Source organism: Pseudomonas sp. 7SR1 (genome assembly GCF_900156465.1).
In the GTDB taxonomy this organism is placed as follows: Bacteria; Pseudomonadota; Gammaproteobacteria; order Pseudomonadales; family Pseudomonadaceae; genus Aquipseudomonas.
In genome coordinates, this window is sequence record NZ_LT707064.1 from 110,149 (window position 1) to 132,669 (window position 22,521).

19 protein-coding genes are annotated in these 22,521 nt (G+C 63.1%); 13 read left to right on the forward strand and 6 right to left on the reverse strand.

Annotated features, from left to right (window positions below):
- Positions 1-224 precede the first annotated feature (224 nt).
- From BW992_RS00530 to edd, 4 genes are all read right to left on the reverse strand, one after another.
- Complete coding sequence (locus tag BW992_RS00530; RefSeq protein ID WP_072398881.1) at positions 225-1,694, reverse strand: ATP-binding protein; 1,470 nt, start codon at positions 1,692-1,694, stop codon at positions 225-227.
- A complete protein-coding gene (locus BW992_RS00535) occupies positions 1,684-2,415 on the reverse strand; it encodes a response regulator (protein WP_072398882.1) in 732 nt (243 codons plus the stop codon). Before BW992_RS00535 ends, BW992_RS00530 begins: the two co-directional genes overlap by 11 nt.
- 172 nt (positions 2,416-2,587) lie before the next feature.
- The gene (locus BW992_RS00540; RefSeq protein WP_072398883.1) at positions 2,588-3,547 is read right to left on the reverse strand and encodes a glucokinase; all 960 of its coding nucleotides are present in this window, start codon (positions 3,545-3,547) and stop codon (positions 2,588-2,590) included.
- Positions 3,544-5,370, reverse strand: a complete 1,827-nt coding sequence (gene edd / locus BW992_RS00545) for a phosphogluconate dehydratase (protein WP_072398884.1) — start codon at positions 5,368-5,370, stop codon at positions 3,544-3,546. Before edd ends, BW992_RS00540 begins: the two co-directional genes overlap by 4 nt.
- Before the next feature lie 219 nt (positions 5,371-5,589).
- On the opposite strand from edd, the gene gap reads away from it, so the two are divergent.
- From gap to BW992_RS00580, 7 genes are all read left to right on the forward strand, one after another.
- The gene (gene gap / locus BW992_RS00550; RefSeq protein WP_072398885.1) at positions 5,590-6,591 is read left to right on the forward strand and encodes a type I glyceraldehyde-3-phosphate dehydrogenase; all 1,002 of its coding nucleotides are present in this window, start codon (positions 5,590-5,592) and stop codon (positions 6,589-6,591) included.
- Between the two features lie 234 nt (positions 6,592-6,825).
- A complete protein-coding gene (locus BW992_RS00555) occupies positions 6,826-7,344 on the forward strand; it encodes an RNA polymerase sigma factor (RefSeq protein ID WP_072432136.1) in 519 nt (172 codons plus the stop codon).
- A gap of 119 nt (positions 7,345-7,463) precedes the next feature.
- Entirely contained in the window at positions 7,464-8,426 is a 963-nt protein-coding gene (locus BW992_RS00560) for a FecR family protein (RefSeq protein WP_072459502.1), read from the forward strand.
- Positions 8,427-8,545: 119 nt separating this feature from the next.
- Positions 8,546-11,140 carry a TonB-dependent receptor gene (locus BW992_RS00565; protein ID WP_076405283.1) on the forward strand — a complete coding sequence of 865 codons (2,595 nt, stop codon included), beginning with the start codon at positions 8,546-8,548 and terminating at the stop codon, positions 11,138-11,140.
- A gap of 176 nt (positions 11,141-11,316) precedes the next feature.
- Positions 11,317-11,907 (forward strand): biliverdin-producing heme oxygenase, encoded by a 591-nt coding sequence (locus BW992_RS00570; RefSeq protein ID WP_076405285.1) that lies wholly within the window; start codon positions 11,317-11,319, stop codon positions 11,905-11,907.
- 117 nt (positions 11,908-12,024) lie between these two features.
- On the forward strand, positions 12,025-12,477 hold the full coding sequence (locus BW992_RS00575; RefSeq protein ID WP_076407306.1) for a YbaN family protein: 453 nt from the start codon (positions 12,025-12,027) through the stop codon (positions 12,475-12,477).
- Positions 12,478-12,513: 36 nt separating this feature from the next.
- Complete coding sequence (locus BW992_RS00580; protein ID WP_072432131.1) at positions 12,514-13,860, forward strand: CoA transferase; 1,347 nt, start codon at positions 12,514-12,516, stop codon at positions 13,858-13,860.
- Between the two features lie 139 nt (positions 13,861-13,999).
- Here BW992_RS00580 and arcD (BW992_RS00585) read toward each other — a convergent pair whose 3' ends face one another.
- A complete protein-coding gene (gene arcD, locus BW992_RS00585; protein WP_072398892.1) occupies positions 14,000-15,427 on the reverse strand; it encodes an arginine-ornithine antiporter in 1,428 nt (475 codons plus the stop codon).
- Between the two features lie 396 nt (positions 15,428-15,823).
- On the opposite strand from arcD (BW992_RS00585), the gene arcD (BW992_RS00590) reads away from it, so the two are divergent.
- The 6 genes from arcD (BW992_RS00590) (at position 15,824) to BW992_RS27040 (ending at position 21,461) form a co-directional block, all read left to right on the forward strand.
- Positions 15,824-17,251, forward strand: a complete 1,428-nt coding sequence (arcD, locus tag BW992_RS00590) for an arginine-ornithine antiporter (RefSeq protein ID WP_076405287.1) — start codon at positions 15,824-15,826, stop codon at positions 17,249-17,251.
- Positions 17,252-17,277: 26 nt separating this feature from the next.
- Complete coding sequence (arcA, locus tag BW992_RS00595) at positions 17,278-18,534, forward strand: arginine deiminase (protein ID WP_076405289.1); 1,257 nt, start codon at positions 17,278-17,280, stop codon at positions 18,532-18,534.
- 67 nt (positions 18,535-18,601) lie between these two features.
- Positions 18,602-19,612, forward strand: a complete 1,011-nt coding sequence (locus BW992_RS00600; RefSeq protein ID WP_072431156.1) for an ornithine carbamoyltransferase — start codon at positions 18,602-18,604, stop codon at positions 19,610-19,612.
- Between the two features lie 82 nt (positions 19,613-19,694).
- The gene (arcC, locus tag BW992_RS00605) at positions 19,695-20,624 is read left to right on the forward strand and encodes a carbamate kinase (RefSeq protein WP_076405291.1); all 930 of its coding nucleotides are present in this window, start codon (positions 19,695-19,697) and stop codon (positions 20,622-20,624) included.
- A 64-nt stretch (positions 20,625-20,688) separates the two neighbouring features.
- Positions 20,689-21,048, forward strand: coding sequence for a DUF5064 family protein (locus BW992_RS00610; protein WP_072387693.1), 360 nt, complete (start codon positions 20,689-20,691; stop codon positions 21,046-21,048).
- Between the two features lie 236 nt (positions 21,049-21,284).
- A complete protein-coding gene (locus BW992_RS27040; protein WP_165887752.1) occupies positions 21,285-21,461 on the forward strand; it encodes a hypothetical protein in 177 nt (58 codons plus the stop codon).
- 7 nt (positions 21,462-21,468) lie between these two features.
- On the opposite strand, the gene BW992_RS00615 is transcribed toward BW992_RS27040, so the two are convergent.
- Positions 21,469-22,362: a helix-turn-helix domain-containing protein gene (locus tag BW992_RS00615; protein ID WP_076405293.1), complete on the reverse strand. Its 894-nt coding sequence runs from the start codon at positions 22,360-22,362 to the stop codon at positions 21,469-21,471.
- Between the last annotated feature and the right edge of the window lie 159 nt (positions 22,363-22,521).

The following is a 22,521-nucleotide window of genomic DNA, read 5'->3' on the forward strand; positions in this document are numbered from 1 at the left end:
TACCTTTTTTGTTGTTTTAACGCAGGGAGTCTAAACAAGGGAGGGGATGGGCCAGGTAACGAAAGGGACGAGTTATGTCACCGACTTGTGACATTTGACCGGGAGAGATGGATCGAGACGACTGGCGCCATCGCGAGCAAGCTCGCTCCCACAGGGGTTTTGTGAACACCGAAGACCCAGGATGGGAGCGAGCTCGCTTGCGATGTAACGATTACGCGGCCCGATCAATCCACACTGCGAGGCAACTGCAAGGTCACCCGCAACCCGCCTTCGCGCAGGTTCTGCAGGCTGACTTCGCCGCCATGGCTATGGGCGATGTTGCGGGCGATGCCCAGGCCCAGGCCGTAGCCCTGCTGCTGTCCGGCCAGGCGGAAATGCGGCTCGAAGACTTGCTCAAGGCGCTGCTCCGGCACACCCGGGCCTTCGTCGTCGACGTGCAGGATGAACGCGGTTTCGTCGTCATCGATATGCAAATGAGCGTTCTGCCCGTATTTCAAGGCATTGTCGATCAGGTTGCCGATGCAGCGCTTGAGGGCCAGCGGCTTGCCCGGATAAGGCGCCAGTGCCCGGCCATCCTGGGTGACGCGACCATTGCCGTTGGGTGCCAGGTAAGGCTCCACCAGGCAGTCGAGCACATGGTTGAGGTCCACCGGCTCGATGTTCTCGTGGATATCCGTGTCCTTGACGCATTGCAGGGCGCCTTTGACCAGCAGTTCCAGCTCGTCCAGGTCGCGGCCGAACTTGGCCTGCAGGTTCTCGTCTTCCAACAGCTCGACCCGCAGCCGCAAGCGGGTAATGGGCGTGCGCAGGTCATGGGAAATCGCGCTGAACAACTGGCTGCGCTCGGTCAGGTAGCGGCTGATCCGTTCGCGCATCGCATTGAAGGCCCGCCCCACTTCCACCACTTCGCTGCCCCCACCCTCGGCCACGGGCTCCACCTCGGCGCCCAGCGACATGTCCCGCGCCGCCCGGGCCAGACGCTTGAGCGGCCGGCTCTGCCAATGCACCAGCAAACCGATGAACAGCAACAGCAGGGAGCTGGTCAGCACGATGAAGCCGACCTGCTGCTTGGGCAGGTCCTGCTCTTCGAGACTGGTATAGGGTTCGGGCAGCAGCGAGGCGATGTACAACCATTCGCCCGGCGCCATCTGGATCTGCGTGACCAGGACAGGCGGGTTCACCGGCTCCAGGGTCAGGGCGTAATGAGCCCATGAACGGGGCAACTCATCGAGCTTGAGGCCGCCGTTGAAGATCCGCAGGTCCTCGGGGCTGACAAACTTGACGGAGATGTCGGCGTTATTGCCCAGGGAGCGGCGCAATACCTCATCCACCGCCTTGAGCACCGCCAGTTTACGCGGCGTGTTCGGGAGCACATCCATGCCCAGGGGCTTGTCGTTGAGGGTCACGACGAACCGCGTGCCGCCCATGCTGCGCAGTTGATCCAGCACCAGCGGCCGATAGGCCACCGGCAGCGAACGCAGGTAGCTGACACTGGCGGTCATTGAATGGGCGAGGCTGCGGGCACTGGTCACCAGGCCCTCGAGCTGGGTGGCACGCAGTTGCGATACCCAGATCAGGCTGGACAAGGTCTGGGCGAACAACACCACCAACAGCGTGAGCAGCAACATCCGTCCCAGCAACGAACGTGGCACCGGCACCCGCTGGGCGATCTTCCTGATCCAGTCAGTGCCCATTGCAGGCAACCACATTGGCCGCCAACTGATAGCCGCTGCCGCGCACCGTACGGATCAGCCGCGGCGGTTTTTCCGTATCGCGCAAGCGTTGGCGCAGGCGACTGACCGCCATGTCGACGATCCGGTCCAGGGGCATCAATTCTCGGCCACGGGTGGCGTTGCCGATGGTGTCGCGGTCGAGGATTTCCTGGGGATGATCGAGGAACAGCTTGAGCAGGGCGAAGTCGGCGCCGGACAGGATGACTTCTTCGCCATCGGCGTGAAACAGGCGGTGGCTGATCATATCCAGCCGCCACTCGTCGAAGGCCAGCACTTCGCCGCCGGAGCGTTCCTGGCCGAACTGGGCCCGGCGCAGCAGGGCCTTGATGCGGGCCTGGAGTTCCCGGGGGCTGAAGGGCTTGCCCAGGTAGTCGTCGGCCCCCAGTTCCAGGCCGATGACCCGGTCGGCTTCGTCGGAGCTGGCGGTCAGCATGATGATCGGCACGTGCGCCTGGCGCGGGTGCTGGCGAACCCAACGACACAGGCTGAAGCCGTCCTCGTCGGGCAGCATCACATCGAGGATCACCAGGTCGCTCGGCGCTTCGTTGAACGCCTGGCGAAACCCGGCGCCATCCGGGGTGGTGCGCACCTGAAAACCCGCACGACTGAGGTAGGTGTCCAGCAGCTCGCGAATCTCCTGGTCGTCGTCGACCAACAAAATCGATTTGTTCACTGAACTCACGGGCCTCGTCCTTGTTGTTTGGATTGGGGCGGATTATGCCTGATGGATGAGGACTACAGACACACTGCGGGAGCGAGCTTGCTCGCGATAACGGAGTGTCAGTCATCCTTGAGTTGACTGTTACACCGCTATCGCGAGCAAGCTCGCTCCCACAAGGTACGCGGTTCGAACTTCAAGCTTGTGCAGATTGCTCCAACGCCACACCCGCGCCCATGAGCCCGGGATACGGCGCCGTTACCAGCCAGACCGGGATACCCTTGAAGTAATCGCTCATGCAGCCCTTGTCGGCGAAACAACGGGCGAAACCGCTCTCGATGAAAAAATCGGCAAACCGCGGGACCACACCACCGACGATGTAGACACCGCCTCGCCCTCCCACCGTCAACACATTGTTACCCGCCACGCGCCCCAACCAGCGACAGAACTGCTCGAGCACTTCCAGGGCGATGGGGTCGCCGGCCAGGCCGGCGGCGGTGATGGATTCCGGGGTGTCGAGTACCGGCACGTGGCCGTCCACCGCGCAGATCGCCCGGTACACCCTGGGCAAGCCACTGCCACTCAGGGCGGTCTCGGCGCTGACGTGGCCGATCTCGTTGTAGATGTGTTGCCACAGCTGGGTTTCCCGCGGACTGCTCATCGGCAGGTCGACATGACCGCCCTCACCCGGCAAGGCCGCGAAGCGCCCCTCGCCCAGGTTCAGCAGCGTACCGACACCCAGCCCGGTGCCCGGCCCGATCACCACCGCCGGACGCATCGGCTCGGGAGTGCCCTGGCAGACGACCCGATATTCGCCGGGACGCAGGCAGGTCATGCCCAGGGCCATGGCCGAAAAGTCGTTGACCAGCAGCAGTTGCTCCACCTGCAAGGTCCGGCAGAACGCCAGATTGCTCAAGCGCCAATGGTTGTTGGTGAAGCGAAACTCATCGCCGCTCACCGGCCCCGCCACGGAGAGGCACACCGAGCCAATGGCGCCCGGCTCCATGCCCATGCCGCTCAGGTAAACCTTGATGGCATCTTCGGGGCAGGCGTAGTCCGCCGTCGCCAGCACCTGGATATTCTCCAGGTTGTGGTTCTTCCACAACGCGAAACGTGCGTTGGTCCCACCGATGTCACCGACCAAAGCCAGTTTCAATTAAGCGTCTCCAGGGCAGAAGTGAAGGCGCTGGCGCCCTGCTCTGCCGAGCTGAAGGCCATGCGCATGAAGCCGAACAGCTCGCGACCGGTACCGATGTTGTTGCCCAACAGGCCCTTGGCCGGTTCGCGCGCGGCGAATTCCTCGGCGTCCACCTTCAGTTCCAAGGTGCCTTTGACGCCGTCCACGCGGATGATATCGCCCTCCTGCACCCGGGCCAACGGACCACCGACATAAGCTTCGGGGCTGACATGAATCGCCGCCGGGATTTTCCCCGACGCGCCGGACATGCGACCGTCCGTCACCAACGCCACCTTGAAGCCGCGATCCTGCAGCACGCCGAGGAACGGCGTCATCTTGTGCAGCTCCGGCATGCCATTGGAGCGAGGCCCCTGGAAGCGCATGACTGCGACGAAATCCTTCTCCAGCAGACCGGCCTTGAACGCATCGGCCAGGTCCTGCTGATCCTGGAACACCATGGCCGGCGCTTCGACGATCTGGTTTTCCAGGGCCACGGCCGAGACCTTCATCACCCCGCGCCCCAGATTGCCCTCCATGACTCGCAGGCCACCCTCGGCAGAGAATGCCCGGGCCACCGGGCGCAGGATGTTTTCGTCGAGGCTTTCAGTCGGGCCGTCGCGCCATACCAGCTCGCCGTCTTCGAGGAACGGCTCCTGGGTATAGCGGCTCAGGCCATGGCCGAGCACGGTGTTGACGTCCTCATGCAGCAGACCGGCTTCCAGCAGTTCGCGAATCAGGAAGGACATGCCACCCGCCGCCTGGAAGTGGTTGATGTCGGCCTTGCCGTTCGGGTAGACGTGGCTGAGGGTCGGCACCACCTCGGAGAGGTCGGCCATGTCCTGCCAGGTCAACTGGATCCCGGCCGCCATGGCGATGGCTGGCATGTGCAGCGTGTGGTTGGTGGAGCCGCCAGTGGCGTGCAGCGCGACGATGGAGTTGACCAGCGCCCGCTCGTCGACGATTTCGCCGATGGGCATGAAGTTGCCGCTCTGCTTGGTCAGGCGCGTCACCTGGTAGGCCGCCTCGCGGGTCAGGGCATCGCGCAGCGGGGTGTTCGGGTTGACGAACGAAGCGCCCGGCAGGTGCAGGCCCATCACTTCCATGAGCAACTGGTTGGTGTTGGCGGTGCCGTAGAAGGTGCAGGTACCGGGGCTGTGATAGGACTTCATCTCCGATTCCAGCAGCTCTTCGCGAGTGGCCTTGCCCTCGGCGTAGCGCTGGCGAACGTCAGCCTTTTCCTTGTTGGAAATGCCCGAGACCATCGGCCCGCCGGGCACGAAGATCGTCGGCAAGTGACCGAAGCGCAACGCGCCCATCATCAGGCCCGGGACGATCTTGTCGCAGATGCCGAGCATCAGCGCGCCGTCGAACATGTTGTGGGACAGCGCCACGGCCGTGGACAGGGCGATCACTTCGCGGCTCGGCAGGCTCAGCTCCATCCCCGCCTCGCCCTGGGTCACGCCATCGCACATGGCGGGAGTACCGCCGGCGAACTGGCCGACCGAGCCGATTTCGCGCAGGGCTTTCTTGATCTGTTCCGGAAAGGTTTCGTAAGGCTGGTGGGCCGACAGCATGTCGTTATAGGAAGACACGATGGCGATGTTGGCGGCGTTCATCATCCGCAGGTGGTGCTTGTCTTCGCTGCCGCAACCGGCGACGCCGTGGGCGAAATTGGCGCACTGCAATTTACCGCGCATCGGCCCGTCGCTGGCGGCGCCGCGAATCAGTGCAAGGTAAGCCTGACGCGTGGCGCGGCTGCGGGCGATAAGCCGTTCGGTGACCTCAAGTACGCGGGGATGCATGTGTAGAACTCCAGGCTAACGGGTATGGCGACCTGATTGTCTATGCTGGTCAAAAGCCCCGCCCACAGGGGGCGGCAGGCGGCTTGTCGACCATTCGGACCAGTTGATGCAGGTCACTCGTTGTAGATAAAACAAAATATTGCCATCAAAAAGGCTTGTTTTCTATTTTTATGCGAATAATCTTGTAATTCCAACAACAAATCGACGGCGGCGCAGTTAATGACTCTTCGAATCGCAATCAATGGTTTTGGCCGCATCGGCCGCAACGTCCTCCGTGCACTTTATACCCAAGGCTATCGTCGCGACTTGCAGATCGTCGCCATCAACGACCTGGGTGACAGTGCGATCAATGCTCATCTGCTCAAGTTCGACACCGTCCACGGCACGTTCGATGCCGATGTCCAGCACGATCACGAAAGCCTGACGGTCAATGGCGACCGCATCTCGGTCAGCGCCATCCGCAATCCAGCCGACCTGCCCTGGGCCGCCGAGAAGATCGACGTGGTCTTCGAATGCACCGGGCTGTTCACCGACCGCGCCAAGGCCGCCGCGCATATCAGCGCCGGCGCCCGCAAGGTGATCATCTCGGCTCCGGCCAAGGGGGCCGACGCCACCGTGGTGTATGGCGTGAACCACGACATTCTGCGCCAGTCCCACCAGGTCATTTCCAACGCCTCTTGCACCACCAACTGCCTGGCCCCGGTGGCCCAGGTGCTGCACCGCGAGCTGGGCATCGAAAGCGGCCTGATGACCACCATCCATGCCTACACCAACGACCAGAACCTGACGGACGTCTACCACAGCGACCCGTATCGCGCCCGTTCCGCCACCCAGAACATGATCCCGAGCAAGACCGGCGCCGCCGAGGCGGTGGGCCTGGTGCTGCCGGAACTGGCAGGCAAGCTGACCGGCATGGCCGTGCGCGTGCCGGTGATCAACGTTTCCCTGGTGGACCTGACCGTGCAGCTCAAGCGCGAGACCTCGGCCGACGAAGTCAATGCGCTGCTGCGCCAGGCCAGCCAGCATTCGAAGATCCTGGGCTATAACACCCTGCCCCTGGTTTCCAGTGACTTCAACCACAACCCGCTGTCGTCGATCTTCGACGCCAACCACACCAAGGTCAGCGGCAAGCTGCTCAAGGTACTGGCCTGGTATGACAACGAGTGGGGCTTCTCCAACCGCATGCTGGATAACTGCCTGGCGCTGTGCAACGCGGAGTGATCCACACGCTCAGTCCAGCTTTTGTGTAGCGGCGAGCTTGTAGAGACGAGCTTGCACGCGATAGCGATGGGTCAGGGTCAATCGACAATGATGCGACCTGGCCGAACGGCATCGCGCGCAGCTCGCTCCCGCAGGGGACGGGGGCATGGGATCGGTAGGGTCACGAAATCAAGGCTTGACCTGCCAAGTAGATAATAATCATTATCATCTACTCAAATCGGATCGAGCCCTGCCGTGAGTCAATCGCGCTTTCACCACGTCTTCCTCGCCCAGCGTACACCGCTGCTGCGCACCCTTGAACGTATGGTCAACAACCCCAGCACTGCCGAAGACCTGCTTCAGGAAACGTACCTGCGCGTGACCCGTGCCCTGAACGAGCGTACGGTCGATCATCTTGAACCCTTCGTCTTCCAGACCGCGCGCAACCTGGCACTGGATCATCTGCGCGCCCGGCGTATCCAGTCGCGGACATTGCTGGAGGACGTCCCGGTAGACGTCGTGAACAATGTGGTGGCCCCCCAGAGCAGCGCCGAAGACGCCGCCCATGCCGGACGCATGCTCGAACGCCTCAACGTCAGCCTGCAGGCCTTGAGCCCACGCCAACAACAGATCTTCATGCTCAGCCGCCTGCAAGGTCACGCTTATCAAGAGATCGCCGAGCGCCTGGGTGTCTCGCCGAGTACGGTGCAAAAGGAACTGAAGTTGATCATGGCAATCTGTATCGGCGTGGCTGAACGTCTCGACGCCGACTGAGCCTGTAGGAACTTTCCATTCGAGGCCGCCGCCGATTGCGTTGGCCGGCGGCCCTGCTAATCTTGCCGCCCTCAAGCCTGATACGAACAGCAGTGCATAGACACCGCCGAGGAAGCACCGTGACGGACACCCATCGCGCCCCCGGGCCAGCTCCAGCCACAGACACCGCCCATGCCATGGAGCAGGCGCTGGACTGGCTGATCCTGCTGGACAACCCCAGCCAGGAGCAGACCCGGCAGTTCCAGGCCTGGCTGGCGGCCGACCCGCGTCATGGCGAAGCGTTCGTCAGGGCCCAGACCATCTGGAACGGCCCGCAGGTACTGGAAAGTGCCCGGCAGCTCCAGGCGGCGCCGAAAGCCACGGCGCTGTCACGCCTGCGTGCCCATTGGAAACCGCTGGCCACCGCCGCCGTGCTGTTCCTGGGCCTGTTCAACTTCAGCGACTTGCCCCTGCACTTGCAGGCCGACCACCTGACCGTGGTCGGCGAGCGCCAGCGCCTGCAACTGGAGGACGGCTCCAGGGTCCTGCTCAACACCGATTCGGCCTTCTCCAGCACGTTCAATGAACAGCGACACATGGCCCGGCTGTACAAGGGCGAAGCGTTCTTCGAGGTCCCCGGCGATCGCAACCTGCCGCTGGAAATCGAAGCCGGCCCGGTTACCGCCAGTGTCAGCGACACCACGTTCGCCGTGCGCTACCTCGACGGCGTGGCGCAGGTCCAGGTGCAGCGCGGCGATGTGGACCTGCGGGCCAACCGCAACGACACGCGTGTCCGGCTCTCGGCCGGAGAAAGCATTCGCATCGGCCCCAACGGCTTCGATCGCCCGGCAAGGCTCGATGCCAGCACCGACCTGGCGTGGGTCCAGGGCCGGCTGGTGTTCGAAAATCGACCGCTGGACCAGGTACTGGCCGAACTGCAACGCTATTACCCCGGCTGGATCATCAATCGCAACGAGCAGTTGGCCCACATCGCGGTGACCGGCAACTACCGCCTCGACCAGCCGCTGGACGTGGTGCGCTCGCTGGCCCATATCACCTCGGCGCGGGTCCAGGAGTTCCCGGCCCTGGTCATTCTCAACTGAACGAGCATTATTTTTACTCGATAGCGTGAGCTGGTTCGTCTCGTTATAGCCAATGCAATTGATTCGCATCTACAGATGCCGATCTGCACCTATAACAGATGCGACACGGAGCGCTATCGATGTCCTCTCGCCTTACTTGCCGGTTCCTTGCCCCTACCCGCACGTTGTCACTGCTGACCGCCGCCATCCTGATGGCCGGCAGCGTCCCGGCCGCCCTGGCCGCCACCGCCACGCGTTCGTCGACTCACAACATGGGCGACTACACCTTCGCCATCACCCAGCAACCGCTGGTCTCTGCCCTGAATGCCTTTACCGCAGTCACTGGATGGCAGGTGGGCCTGCCGGCCGAACTGGCCGACGGGGTCGCCTCGCCCGGCGTGAACGGTTCGCTATCGCCGGAAAAAGCCCTCGAGCGCCTGTTGGTGGGGACCAACCTGAGCTATCGCAAACTGGGCAGCAACAACGTGGTTCTGGAAAAGAGCAGCGCCGGCAGCGTACTGAACCTGCAACAGGTGACTATCAGCGCCACCCGCCAGGAACAAGCCATCGCCAGCGTGCCCAGCACCGTCACGGCCCATGACCGCCAGGCCCTGGACCGCAACAACGTCAACACCCTCAAGGACCTGGTGCGTTACGAACCCGGTGTCTCGGCGGGGGGTGCCGGCCAGCGGGGCGGCATCAGTGGCTATAACATCCGCGGCATCGACGGCAACCGGATCCTGACCCAGGTCGATGGTGTGGAAATACCCGACAGTTTCTTCAACGGCCCCTATGCCAAGACCCAGCGCAACTATGTCGACCCGGAAATCGTCAAGCGCGTGGAGATCCTGCGCGGCCCGGCCTCGGTGCTGTACGGCAGCAATGCCATCGGCGGTGCCGTCAGTTACTTCACCCTGGACCCGGACGACATCATCAAGCCCGGCAGCGACGTCGGCGCCCGGCTGAAAACCGGCTACAGCTCCGCCGACGAGAGCTGGCTCAAGTCCGCCACCGTCGCCGGCCGCAGCGGCGCATTCGATGGCCTGCTGCACTACAGCCAGCGCGACGGCCACGAAACCGAATCCTATGGCAGCCACAATGGCACCGGCCTGGACCGCACCGCGGCCAACCCGGAGGATGTACGCACCCACAACGTCCTGGCCAAGCTGGGCTGGAACTATGACGATGATGCGCGCCTGGGGCTGGTCTACGAGAAGTACAAGGATGACCGCGACAGCGATCTGAAAAGCGCCTATGGCGGCCCGTATGCCAATGGCCAGCCGGCCATTCCTCCCGCCGTGCTGCCCGGTGGCATGTACCAGTGGCGCACCGGCAACGACACCATCAGTCGCGAGCGCTTCGGCCTGGAACACAGCTTCGCCCTCGACAGCCTGCTGGCCGACCGCGTGAAGTGGAGCCTGAACCACCAGGTCGCCAAGACCGACCAGAGCACCGCCGAGTTCTATTTCCCCATCACCCGCCAGGTGCTACGCACCCGGGATACCCTCTATGAAGAAAAACAGTGGGTATTCGACGCGCAGCTGGAAAAAGCCTTCAGCATCGCCGAGACCGACCACGCGCTGACCTACGGCACCACCCTCAAGCAGCAGAAGGTGACCGGTTCGCGTAGCGGCAATGGCGTCTGCCTGGCGGTCGGCGTGGGCTGCCCGACCGTCGGTGCCATCAGTACCCGTGACGTGCTGGCAAAAGCCAGCGATTTCCCGGACCCGACCATCAATACCTACAGTCTGTTCGCCCAGGACCAGATCAGCTGGGAAAAGTGGACCTTCACCCCGGGCCTGCGCTACGACCACACCCGACTCAAGCCGCACCTCACCGAGGAATTCCTCAACACCGTCGACCCCACCAGCGGCGGCGAAGTCAGTGACAGCAACAAGACCTGGCATCGCGTTTCGCCCAAGTTCGGCCTGACCTACGCGTTCACCGATCAGTACACCTGGTACGGCCAGTACGCCGAAGGGTTCCGAACCCCGACCGCCAAGGCCCTGTACGGGCGCTTCGACAACCCCGGTGCCGGCTATAGCGTGGAACCCAACCCCGACCTGGAACCGGAAAAAAGCAAGAGCTACGAGACCGGCCTGCGGGGGCGTTTCGATGCCGGCTCCTTCGATGTGGCAGTGTTCTACAACAAGTATCGCGATTTCATCAACGAAGACGCGATCACGCCCGGGGCGGACCAGCTGACCTTCCAGAGCAATAACATCAAGCACGCCACCATCAAGGGCGCCGAGGTCAAGGGGCGCCTGGACCTGGACGTGTTCGGCGCGCCGCAGGGCCTGTATACCCAGGGCTCGGTGGCCTATGCCTATGGTCGCAACGACGATACCGGCCAGCCGATCAACAGCGTCAACCCACTGACCGGGGTGTTCGGCCTTGGTTATGACCAGGACGGTTACGGCACCCTGCTCAGTTGGACCCTGGTCCGGAAGAAGAACCGCGTCGACGACAGCAACTTCAACTCCCCCGATGGCGTCAGCAGCCAGTTCAAGACCCCAGGCTTCGGCATCCTCGACCTGACCGGGTTCTACAAAGTGACCGACGACGTCACCGTCAGTGGCGGGCTCTACAACCTTACCGACAAGAAGTACTGGCTGTGGGATGACGTGCGCGGCTACGACAGCGTCGGCGAGGCCGCGGTGCTGAGCCCCGCCAACCTCGATCGCCTGACCGCGCCCGGACGCAATTTCGCAGTGAACCTGATCTGGGACATCTGACGATATCCCAGGCAACACAGCTCCCGTGGCGAGGGGATTGATCGCCGCTGGGCGCGCAGTATCCCGAAATGTCTATCTGGCACTTCAGATGATCGGAGGCGTTTTAGGAGCGGCTGCGCGCCCCGCCCGGGGACAAATCCCCTCGCCATCAATGTGCTTACTCACAGGAATTTTTCATGACCACAGAACGCCCCATCACACGCTCCCAACGCCTGAACCAGATCACCCACGAGCCCCACAGCAGACTCGACGCACTGGTCAAGGCCCACGCCCCGTTCGAAACCCCGGCCAGCTTCGCCCGCTTCGTCGTCGCCCAGTACCTGTTCCAGTCGGAACTGGTGGCCCTGTACAACGACCCGCAGTTGTCCGCGCTGATCCCCGACCTGTCGGCCCGCTGCCGCGCCGAAGCGGCCAAGGCCGACCTGGCGGACCTGGACACGCCGGTGCCGGCACCCGTGAACGGCGCGGTGAGGCACCCGACCCAGGCCGAGGCCCTGGGCTGGCTGTTCGTCTCCGAGGGGTCGAAACTGGGGGCTGCGTTCCTGATCAAGCGCGCCGTAGCCCTGGGCATGAACGAAACCTTCGGCGCCCGTCACCTGGCTGAACCGGCAGGCGGCCGCGCCGAAGGCTGGAAAACCTTCACCCGAACCCTCGACGGCCTGGTCTTCAGCGAACGACAGGAAGCCGAGGCGGACAAAGGCGCGCTGGATGCATTCAACCGCTTTACCGTGCTGCTGGAACACGCCTATGCGGCCGAGCCGGCTTGAACACATCGCCATCCCCTCAGGGAGCGAACCGGCTCGCGGTGACGGCCACCCAGTCGGCACATAGGCGCCTGTCAGAGCGCTATCGCGAGCAGGCTCGCGCCCATGAGGGAACCGTTCATGCTTGAACCAGGACACGCGAACCGCAGCCCCTCGAAAGCCGCCCGGCTGTTCTTCACGCTCCTGGCCTATGCCAGCCTGGCCATCGGCCTGGTCGCCATCGTCGTGCCTGGCCTGCCGAGCACCGAGTTCATCCTGCTGGCCGCCTGGGCCGCGACGCGTGGCTCGCCGCGCCTGAGCGCATGGCTGGAGAATCATCGGTGGTTCGCAGCGATGCTGCGCAACTGGCGCAACGGCAAAGTCATCGCGCGCAGGGCCAAGTTCGGCGCCACCGCCAGCATGCTGCTCTGCGCCGGGCTGATGCTGGCGCTGCTCGATCACCGCTGGCCGGTTTACCTGGCATTGCTGGGAATGGGTTTAGGCAACCTCTGGATCTGGTCCCGCCCGGAACACCCTCCGGACAAGGATGCTAGCGCCCGCTGGGCGGTGAAGCGCCGCCCTGCGGATTTTTGATCTATGCTCGCCCTTTCATTGTGCGCAGGGCCTTCGATGACCGATCAGCTCACGTCCATGCAAGCCGCCCTTGGCTTGCCCATGACCCCGATCCCCTTCACCGACGAAGGCGCCTTGCCCTCGGCATTCGCCGTCACGGAACTGGCCTGCGCCAGCATCGCCGCGGCCGGCCAGGCTGTCGCCGAACTGCTTCACCAGCAAACCGGCCGGCGTCCCTCTTTGGAAGTCGACCGGCGACTGGCCTCGTTCTGGTTCTCCACGTCCTTGCGCCCCCTTGGCTGGAGCGTGCCGCCGATGTGGGACCCGGTGGCCGGCGACTACGCCACTGCCGATGGCTGGATCCGCCTGCACACCAACGCGCCGCATCATCGCCTTGCGGCGGAAAAGGTCCTGGGCGTCTGCCGTGATCGCGACGACATGGCAAGCAAGGTCGCTCTCTGGAACAAGGCCGAACTGGAACAGGCCGTGGTGAATGCGGGCGGTTGCGCCGCCGAAATGCGCCCGTGGCAGGCATGGCAGGGCCATCCCCAAGGCAAGGCGGTGAACGCCGAACCGCTGGTGCACTTCGACGCCAGCCTCGATGCCCGGCCTGGCCCCTGGCTCGGTACCGTGGCGCGACCACTGGCGGGACTCAAGGTGCTGGACCTGACCCGTGTGCTGGCCGGTCCCATTGCCAGCCGCTTCCTCGCGGGCCTGGGGGCCGATGTCCTGCGCATCGATCCACCGAGCTGGAACGAGCCTGGCGTGGTGCCGGAAGTGACCCTGGGCAAACGCTGCACCCGCCTCGACTTGCATCGAGCCGACGACCGTGCAGTGTTCGAGACTTTGCTCAAGGATGCCGACATCCTCTTGCACGGCTATCGCGCCGATGCCCTGGAACGCCTGGGTTATGGCGCCGCGCAACGCCAGCAATTGGCCCCCGGGCTGATCGATGTGAGCCTCAACGCCTACGGCTGGAGCGGCCCTTGGCAGAACCGACGCGGCTTCGACAGCCTGGTGCAGATGAGCAGCGGCATCGCCGAAGCCGGCATGGGTTGGAAACAGGCCGACAAACCGACACCCTTGCCGGTGCAGGCGCTGGATCACGCCACGGGATACCTGATGGCGGCCAGCGCCATCGTGCTCTTGTCCCGTCGCCTGGCGAACGGCCCAGGCGGCTCGGCACGCCTGTCCCTGGCACGCACGGCAAAACTGTTGATCGAACACGGCGCGGGCGCCCAGACCGCGCTACGACCCGAGAACAGCGCCGACCAGGGGTTGCTGGTGGAACAAACGCCCTGGGGCCCGGCCCATCGGTTGCAGGTGCCGCTGAGAATCACCGGTACGCCTTTGCAATGGGCAGCGCCAGCGACCGAACTGGGTGCCCATCGCCCGCAATGGTGATGGCCGCCCAATCGCCAGCGAACCGTGCCAGCGTGTCGATCCATTGTGGCAAGGGGGTTTCCCCCTGGAACGTGCACGCTTCGTTAAATCCCCTCACCACACTGACGGTCTCTAACTTGCCAGAAAGGCAACCTTCGCCTCACAACGCCAAAAATCCACTGTACAACCCATACGCCGCCAACCCCGCCCCGGCCATCACGCAGGCGAAAATGCCTTTCTCCACATGGGTGAACAACGGCTGTCCCTGCTCGCGCTTGGCCTGGGCGAACAGGATGACGCCCGGCGCATACAGCAGCGCCGACAGCAGCAGGTACTTCACGCCGCCGGCATACAGCAGCCACACCGCGTAGCACAGCGCAACGCCACCGATGCACAGGTCTTTCATCCGCTGGGCCGAAGCCTGCCCATAGGTTTCGCCCCGGGCGCAAAGCAACACCGCATAGGCTGCCGACCACAGGTACGGCACCAGGATCATCGACGACGCGAGGTAGATCAGGCTGGTGTAGGTGCCTGCGGAAAACAGGGTGATCAGCAAAAACAACTGGATCATGCCATTGGTCAACCACAGCGCATTGACCGGCGCACGGTTGGCATTTTCCTTGGTGAGGAACGCCGGCATGGTCTTGTCCCTGGCGGTCGCGTAGAGAATCTCGGCGCACAGCAGCGCCCAGGACAGCAGCGCCCCCAGCAGCGATACCGTCAGGCCCACGCTGATCAGCAGGGCGCCCCAGGGGCCGACCACATGCTCCAGCACGCCGGCCAGGGACGGGTTCTGCAGTTGCGCCAATGCAGGCTGGCTCATGATGCCCAGCGACAGCACGTTCACCAGCACCAGCAGCGCCAGGACCCCGAGGAAACCGATCACGGTGGCGCGGCCGACGTCCGCACGTTTTTCCGCTCGTGCCGAATAGACGCTGGCGCCTTCGATGCCGATGAACACGAATACCGTGACCAGCATCATGTGGCGCACCTGGTCCATCACGCTGCCCAGGTCCGGGTTCATCGTGCCCCAGATATCCCGGGTAAACACCTCGGCCTCGAACGCCACGGCGGCGATGACGATGAACACCAGCAGCGGCACGACCTTGGCGACAGTGGTCACCAGGTTGATGAACGCCGCCTCCTTGATGCCGCGCAATACCAGAAAGTGCACCGCCCACAGCAGCAGCGATGCGCAGGCGATGGCCACAGGGGTATTGCCCTGGCCGAACACCGGATAAAAATACCCCAGGGTGCTGAACAGCAGGACGAAATAACCGACGTTGCCCATCCACGCACTGATCCAGTAGCCCCAGGCCGAAGAGAAACCCATGTAGTCGCCGAAACCGGCCTTGGCGTAGGCGTAGACCCCCGAATCCAGGCCAGGTTTGCGGTTGGCCAGGGTCTGGAAGACGAAAGCCAGGGTCAGCATGCCGACGGCGGTGATGGTCCAGCCGATCAGTACCGCGCCGACGTCGGCCCGGGCGGCCATGTTTTGCGGCAGGGAAAATATCCCGCCGCCGATCATCGACCCCACCACCAGCGCGATCAGCGCACCGAGTCGTAACTTTTCAATCGGCTGAGGCATTTTTCTCTGACCCATTAAGTAGATAAATGCGACATAACGTTCTTGAATAACGTCACCCGCAAAAAGTCCAAGGGACTCATTACCCCAGTATGTTCAGGACAACAATAAAGAAAGGCCAGGACAGCCGATTATTTTTGTCATGAAGGCAGGGTTCAAAATAGTTGCGATCCAAAAAAAATCAACTAGCGTGAATTGTCCCGCCAGGAAAATACGTCCCTTTCAAACCCATCCAAAGCTTCTAGAACGGGCCTTGCACGAACATTCACGGGCATCAGGCAAAACACTTAACCCCTTCATTAACAATGGAATGTTGTCATGCACTGATCCAGATCAGGTATTCAACTTCCAAATCGACTTAGCCTGTTGACTCTCTTCTCCTGCATTGGAGTCTTACAAATGTCTAACACTCCTGGAAAACTTCGATTGGGTGCATTGGTTGCACTGGTTGTCGGCTCCATGATCGGTGGCGGGATCTTTTCCCTGCCGCAGAACATGGCCGCCAGCGCCGATGTCGGAGCGGTACTGATCGGTTGGGCCATCACCGCCGTCGGCATGCTGACCCTGGCCTTCGTCTTCCAGACCCTGGCCAACCGCAAACCCGACCTGGACGGCGGCGTGTATGCCTACGCCAAGGCCGGTTTCGGCGACTACATGGGCTTCTCCTCGGCCTGGGGCTACTGGATCAGCGCCTGGTTGGGCAACGTCGGTTATTTCGTCCTGCTGTTCAGTACCCTGGGCTACTTCTTCCCGATTTTCGGCGAGGGCAACACCGTGGCGGCGGTGATCGGTGCCTCGGTGCTGTTGTGGGCGGTGCATTGGCTGGTGCTGCGCGGCATCAAGGAGGCGGCATTCATCAACCTGGTGACCACCGTCGCCAAGGTCGTGCCGCTGTTGCTGTTCGTGCTGATCGCACTGTTCGCCTTCAAGCTCGAGATCTTCACCCGGGACATCTGGGGCACGATGAACCCCGACCTGGGCAGCGTGATGAACCAGGTGCGCAACATGATGCTGGTCACCGTGTGGGTGTTCATCGGCATCGAGGGGGCGAGCATCTTTTCCGCCCGCGCCGAGAAACGCACCGACGTGGGCAAGGCCACCGTGATCGGCTTCATCACCGTGCTGCTGTTCCTGGTGCTGGTGAACGTATTGTCCCTGGGCATCATGACCCAGCCGGAACTGGCCAAGCTGCAGAATCCATCCATGGCCGCGGTGCTGGAGCACGTGGTGGGCCACTGGGGTGCGGTGCTCATCAGCGTCGGCCTGATCATCTCGCTGCTGGGCGCCCTCTTGTCCTGGGTGCTGCTGTGCGCCGAGATCATGTTCGCCGCCGCCAAGGACCACACGATGCCGGAGTTCCTGCGCCGCGAGAACGCCAACCACGTACCGGCCAACGCCCTGTGGCTGACCAACGCGATGGTCCAGCTGTTCTTGATCATCACCCTGTTCTCGGCCAGCACCTACCTGTCCCTGATCTACCTCGCCACCTCGATGATCCTGGTGCCGTACCTGTGGTCGGCGGCCTACGCGCTGCTGCTGGCGGTGCGTGGCGAGACCTACGAGGGCTTCGCGGCCGAGCGGCGCAAGGACCTGGCCATCGGCGCCATCGCCCTGGTCTACGCCGTCTGGCTGCTGTATGCCGGCGGGATCAAGTACCTGCTGCTGTCCGCCCTGCTCTACGCCCCCGGCGCGATCCTGTTCGCCAAGGCCAAGCGCGAGCTGGGCAAACCGGTTTTCACCTCTGTCGAGAAGCTGATTTTCGCCGCAGTGGTCGCAGGCGCCCTGGTGGCGGCCTATGGACTCTACGACGGCTTCCTGACCCTGTAGCCGACTGTTCAACTGGAGGATGTGTAATGACCACGGAAAAAGTGAAGTACGGCGTTCATTCCGAAGCCGGCAAACTGCGTAAAGTCATGGTGTGCTCCCCAGGCCTGGCTCATCAGCGCTTGACCCCGAACAACTGCGACGAACTGCTGTTCGACGATGTGATCTGGGTCAACCAGGCCAAGCGCGACCATTTCGATTTCGTCACCAAGATGCGCGAGCGCGGCATCGATGTGCTGGAGATGCACAACCTGCTGACCGACATCGTCGCCATGCCCGACGCCCTGGACTGGATCCTGCAGCGCAAGATCACCGCCAACTCGGTGGGCCTGGGCCTGGTGAATGAAGTCGGTTCGTGGCTGCGCAGCCTGGAACCGCGCAAGATCGCCGAATTCCTGATCGGCGGCGTCTCGGCCGACGACTTGCCGGACAGCTTCGGTGGCAAGACCATCCAGATGTTCCGCGATTTTCTCGGCCACTCCAGCTTCATCCTGCCGCCGCTGCCCAACACCCAGTTCACCCGCGACACCACCTGCTGGATCTACGGCGGCGTGACCCTGAACCCGATGTACTGGCCGGCGCGTCGCCAGGAGACCCTGCTGACCACCGCCATCTACAAGTTCCACCCCGAGTTCACCCACGCCGACTTCCAGATCTGGTACGGCGACCCGGACCAGGACCATGGCAACGCCACCCTCGAAGGCGGTGACGTGATGCCCATCGGCAATGGCGTGGTGCTGATCGGCATGGGCGAGCGCTCGTCCCGCCAGGCCATCGGCCAACTGGCGCTGAACCTGTTCAAGCACAAGGCCGTGGAACGGGTGATCGTCGCCGGCCTGCCCAAGTCCCGTGCCGCCATGCACCTGGACACCGTGTTCAGTTTCTGCGACCGCGACCTGGTGACCATCTTCCCGGAAGTCGTCGGCCAGATCGTCGCCTTCTCCCTGCGGCCCGACGAGAGCAAGCCCGGCGGCATCGACGTGCGCCGCGAGGAAGGCAGCTTCCTCGACACCGTGGCCGCCGCCCTCAAGCTGCCGGCGCTGCGGGTGGTGGAAACCGGTGGCAACAGCTTCGCCGCCGAGCGCGAGCAATGGGACGACGGCAACAACGTGGTGGCCGTGGAGCCCGGCGTGGTGATCGGCTATGACCGCAACACCTACACCAACACGCTGCTGCGCAAGGCCGGCGTGGAAGTGATCACCATCAGCGCCAGCGAACTGGGCCGCGGCCGCGGCGGCGGCCACTGCATGACCTGCCCGATCATCCGCGACCCCATCGACTACTGACCTTCGAGCCTGGGCGGCATCGACCCGATCCCGCCCAGGGGATAACCGAAACCCAAGGAGATCCATCATGGCTTTCAACATGCGCAACCGCAGCCTGCTGAGTTTGATGCACCACACCAACCGCGAGCTGCATTACCTGCTGGACCTGTCCCGCGACCTCAAACGCGCCAAGTACACCGGCACCGAACAACCGCACCTCAAGGGCAAGAACATCGCGTTGATCTTCGAAAAGACCTCGACCCGCACCCGCTGCGCCTTCGAAGTCGCAGCCCATGACCAGGGCGCCCACGTCACCTACATCGACCCGGTGTCGTCGCAGATCGGTCACAAGGAAAGCATGAAGGACACCGCCCGCGTCCTGGGGCGGATGTTCGACGCCATCGAGTACCGCGGCTTCGAACAAGAGATCGTCGAGGAACTGGCCAAGTTCGCCGGCGTGCCGGTGTTCAACGGCCTGACCGCCGAATTCCACCCCACCCAGATGATCGCCGACACCCTGACCATGCGCGAGCACAGCGACAAGCCGCTGCATGACATCAGCTACGCCTACCTGGGCGACGCACGCTACAACATGGGCAATTCGCTGCTGATGATCGGCGCCAAACTGGGCATGGACGTGCGCATCGGCGCACCGAAAGCCTTGTGGCCGCACCAGGACTTCATCGACCAGTGCCAGGCCTTCGCCGCCGAAAGTGGCGCACGCATCACCATCACCGAGGATCCGAAAGAAGCGGTCAAGGGCGTGGACTTCATCCACACCGACATCTGGGTCTCCATGGGCGAGCCGGTGGAAGCCTGGGACGAGCGCATCGAGCAGTTGCTGCCCTACCAGGTCAACGCCCAGATGATGAAAGCCTCGGGCAATCCCCGGGTGAAATTCATGCACTGCCTGCCCGCGTTCCACAACAGCGAGACCAAGGTCGGCAAGGACATCGCCGGCCGCTACCCGCACCTGGCCAACGGCGTGGAAGTGACCGAGGACGTCTTCGAGTCCCCGGCCAACATCGCCTTCGAGCAGGCGGAAAACCGCATGCACACCATCAAGGCGATCCTGGTGTCGGCATTGGCGGATATCTGAATGCCCGACGCGAATCACTGTGGGAGCAAGCTCGCTCCCACAGGGGCTACGTTGTTCATCACATTTTTAGAAGGACAGCATCATGCGCATCGTCGTTGCCCTGGGCGGTAACGCCCTCCTGCGTCGGGGTGAGCCCATGACCGCAGACAACCAACGCAGCAACATCCGCACCGCGACCGAGCAGATCGCCAAGATCCATGCCGGCAACCAGCTGGTCATCGCCCACGGCAACGGCCCGCAGGTCGGCCTGCTGTCATTGCAGGCGGCGGCCTACACCTCGGTCACACCCTATCCGCTGGACGTGCTGGGGGCCGAAACCGAGGGCATGATCGGCTACATCATCGAACAGGAACTGGGCAACCTGCTGGACTTCGAAGTGCCGTTCGCCACGTTGCTGACCCAGGTGGAGGTGGACGCCGGCGACCCGGCCTTCCAGCACCCCACCAAGCCCATCGGCCCGGTCTACGACAAGACCGAAGCCGAAAGACTCGCCGCCGAGAAAGGCTGGGCCATCGCCCCGGACGGCGACAAGTACCGCCGGGTGGTGGCCAGCCCACGACCCAAGCGCATCTTTGAAATCCGTCCGATCAAGTGGCTGCTGGAAAAAGGCAGCATCGTGATCTGCGCCGGTGGCGGCGGCATCCCGACGATGTACGACGCCCACGGCAAGCTGCAGGGCGTCGAAGCGGTGATCGACAAGGACCTGTGTTCGGCGCTGCTGGCCCAACAGCTGGAAAGCGACCTGCTGGTGATCGCCACCGACGTCAACGCCGCGTTCATCGACTACGGCAAGCCAACCCAGAAAGCCATCGCCCAGGCCCACCCGGACGAAATGGACAGGCTCGGCTTCGCCGCCGGCTCCATGGGGCCCAAGGTCCAGGCAGCCTGCGAATTTGCCCGCAACACCGGCAAGGTCGCGGTGATCGGCGCACTGGCGGACATCGATGCCATCGTCCAGGGCACTGCGGGCACGCGTATCAGCACGGCCACTGTCGGCATTACTTATCGATAACGGGAAACTTGCGGGGCAGATCCGAGGTCTGCCCTACTCCCACGCCTTCGAAGGAGAGACGCTTATGGCCATGTTCCAGCCCGGTCACCTGCATATGGAGCGCCATGCGCTGAACAAGGACGACTTCAGCTACAACCTCTGCATCGATTACGAAATTGCCCAGGACCCCAAGGAGGGCCGGGGCATGTCGTTTCGATTGCACGGCACGGTGGAAGACAAGAGCGTGGACGAGACGTTTTTTCTGGCCAGGGACCAGGCCTTCGACTTCGCCCGCCATGCCACGCGCATCGCGCAGAAATATGGCCTGCCCAAGCAGGCGAGCATTGGCTCGATGCACAAGTACTACGACGAAATGTTCGACGATGTGCGCAAGCAGTTGGACATCAAGCCGGGCGAGCCCATGAAGCCAGAACACTTGGCATAACCCGGTCAAAAGCCCTCCCCCAATCCCCTGTGGGAGCGAGCTTGCTCGCGATAGCGGTTGATCGGTCGAGACACAGAGTGACTGACCCACCTTGATCGCGAGCAAGCTCGCTTCCACAGGGGCTATCAGTGCCCTGAATATCGGGTTAAACACACCCGCTGCCTGACTGGCAACCCGCCACGGCTGACCTATGCTGAAAACAGTACCCCCGGGGTATTCGTTCAGAGGTCACCGCCATGAACATCAGAACCAAAAGGCGCCTCGCCGTTTTCGTGACCTGCGCCGCCACGCTTGCGCTGTATGGAACGGCGGCTTATCGGGTCGAACAGGCCAGGCAGCAGCCCCGCGAATACGCCAGCTGCAACCTGGAGCGCTGCATTCCCCACAACGCGACTCTGAACGCCCTGCGCTGAAGCGGACTCAGCCGTCCTGCTGATCGGTCTTGAGGCGGTCTCGGAAGGCCTTGGGTGAAATGCCTACCCGCCGGCGGAACAGGCGAGTGAAGTTGGTCGGGTCGGAAAACCCGAGCAACTCGGAGATCTCGTAGATGGTCATGCCGGTGTAGGTCAAAAGCCGCTTGGCCTCCAGCAGCTGACGCTCGTGCATGATCTGCAGGGCCGGTTGCCCGGCCAGCTCGCGGCAGGTGCCGTTGAGGTGCGAGACCGAGATGCCCAGGCGATGGGCCAGGTCCTCGACCTTGACGTGCTGGCGATAGGTTTCTTCCACCAGCTGGATGAACCCGTTGAGGTATTCCCGGGCCCGCTGCGGACGCTGGGCCTTGGTGCGCCGCTGCATCACCTGGCGACTGACCCAGACCATGATCACGCTGACCAGCGCATGCATGAGCATTTCCCGGGCCGGCTGATGGCCCATGTACTCGTCCTGCAAGGCACTGAACAGGCTGTTGAGGTATTCGGCGTTGTCCCCGGCCGGGTAGCTGTCGGCCTGGGCCAGGATATTCACCGAATGGCCCAGTTGCGCCTGGAGGTGCGTCACCAGCGGTGCCGCCAGGGTCACCACATAACCCTGCACATCCTCGGAAAAACGAAAGCCGTGGACCGACAGCGGCGGCAGGATCTGCACCGCCGGCGGTTCGAGCTGCGTGCGCTGACCCTCGATTTCCAGCTCCGCCTGGCCCTTGTAGACGAACAGCAACTGACAGAGATCGGCATGCCGGTGGGGCTTGATCTCCCATTGATGCTCGCGGCTGCGCTTGGAAATGGTTTCGCAGTGCAGAAGATCCGGCGTCGGCCAATCCTGGCTTTCGCCGTAGAGCTTGAACACCGGGATCGAAGGCAGGTCGGTTGTTTTCATAACGAGGATCGGCCTCGGGTTGCGGGCGATAATCGCACCGATTGGCAGAAAGTACAGGAATCGGCTCAGTTTTCCCCTTCAATCGACAGGTTCGCAAGCGAAAAATGCACGTACCCATCATCACCGACCCCGGTCGCGTGCTTCGTGAGAGCCATAACA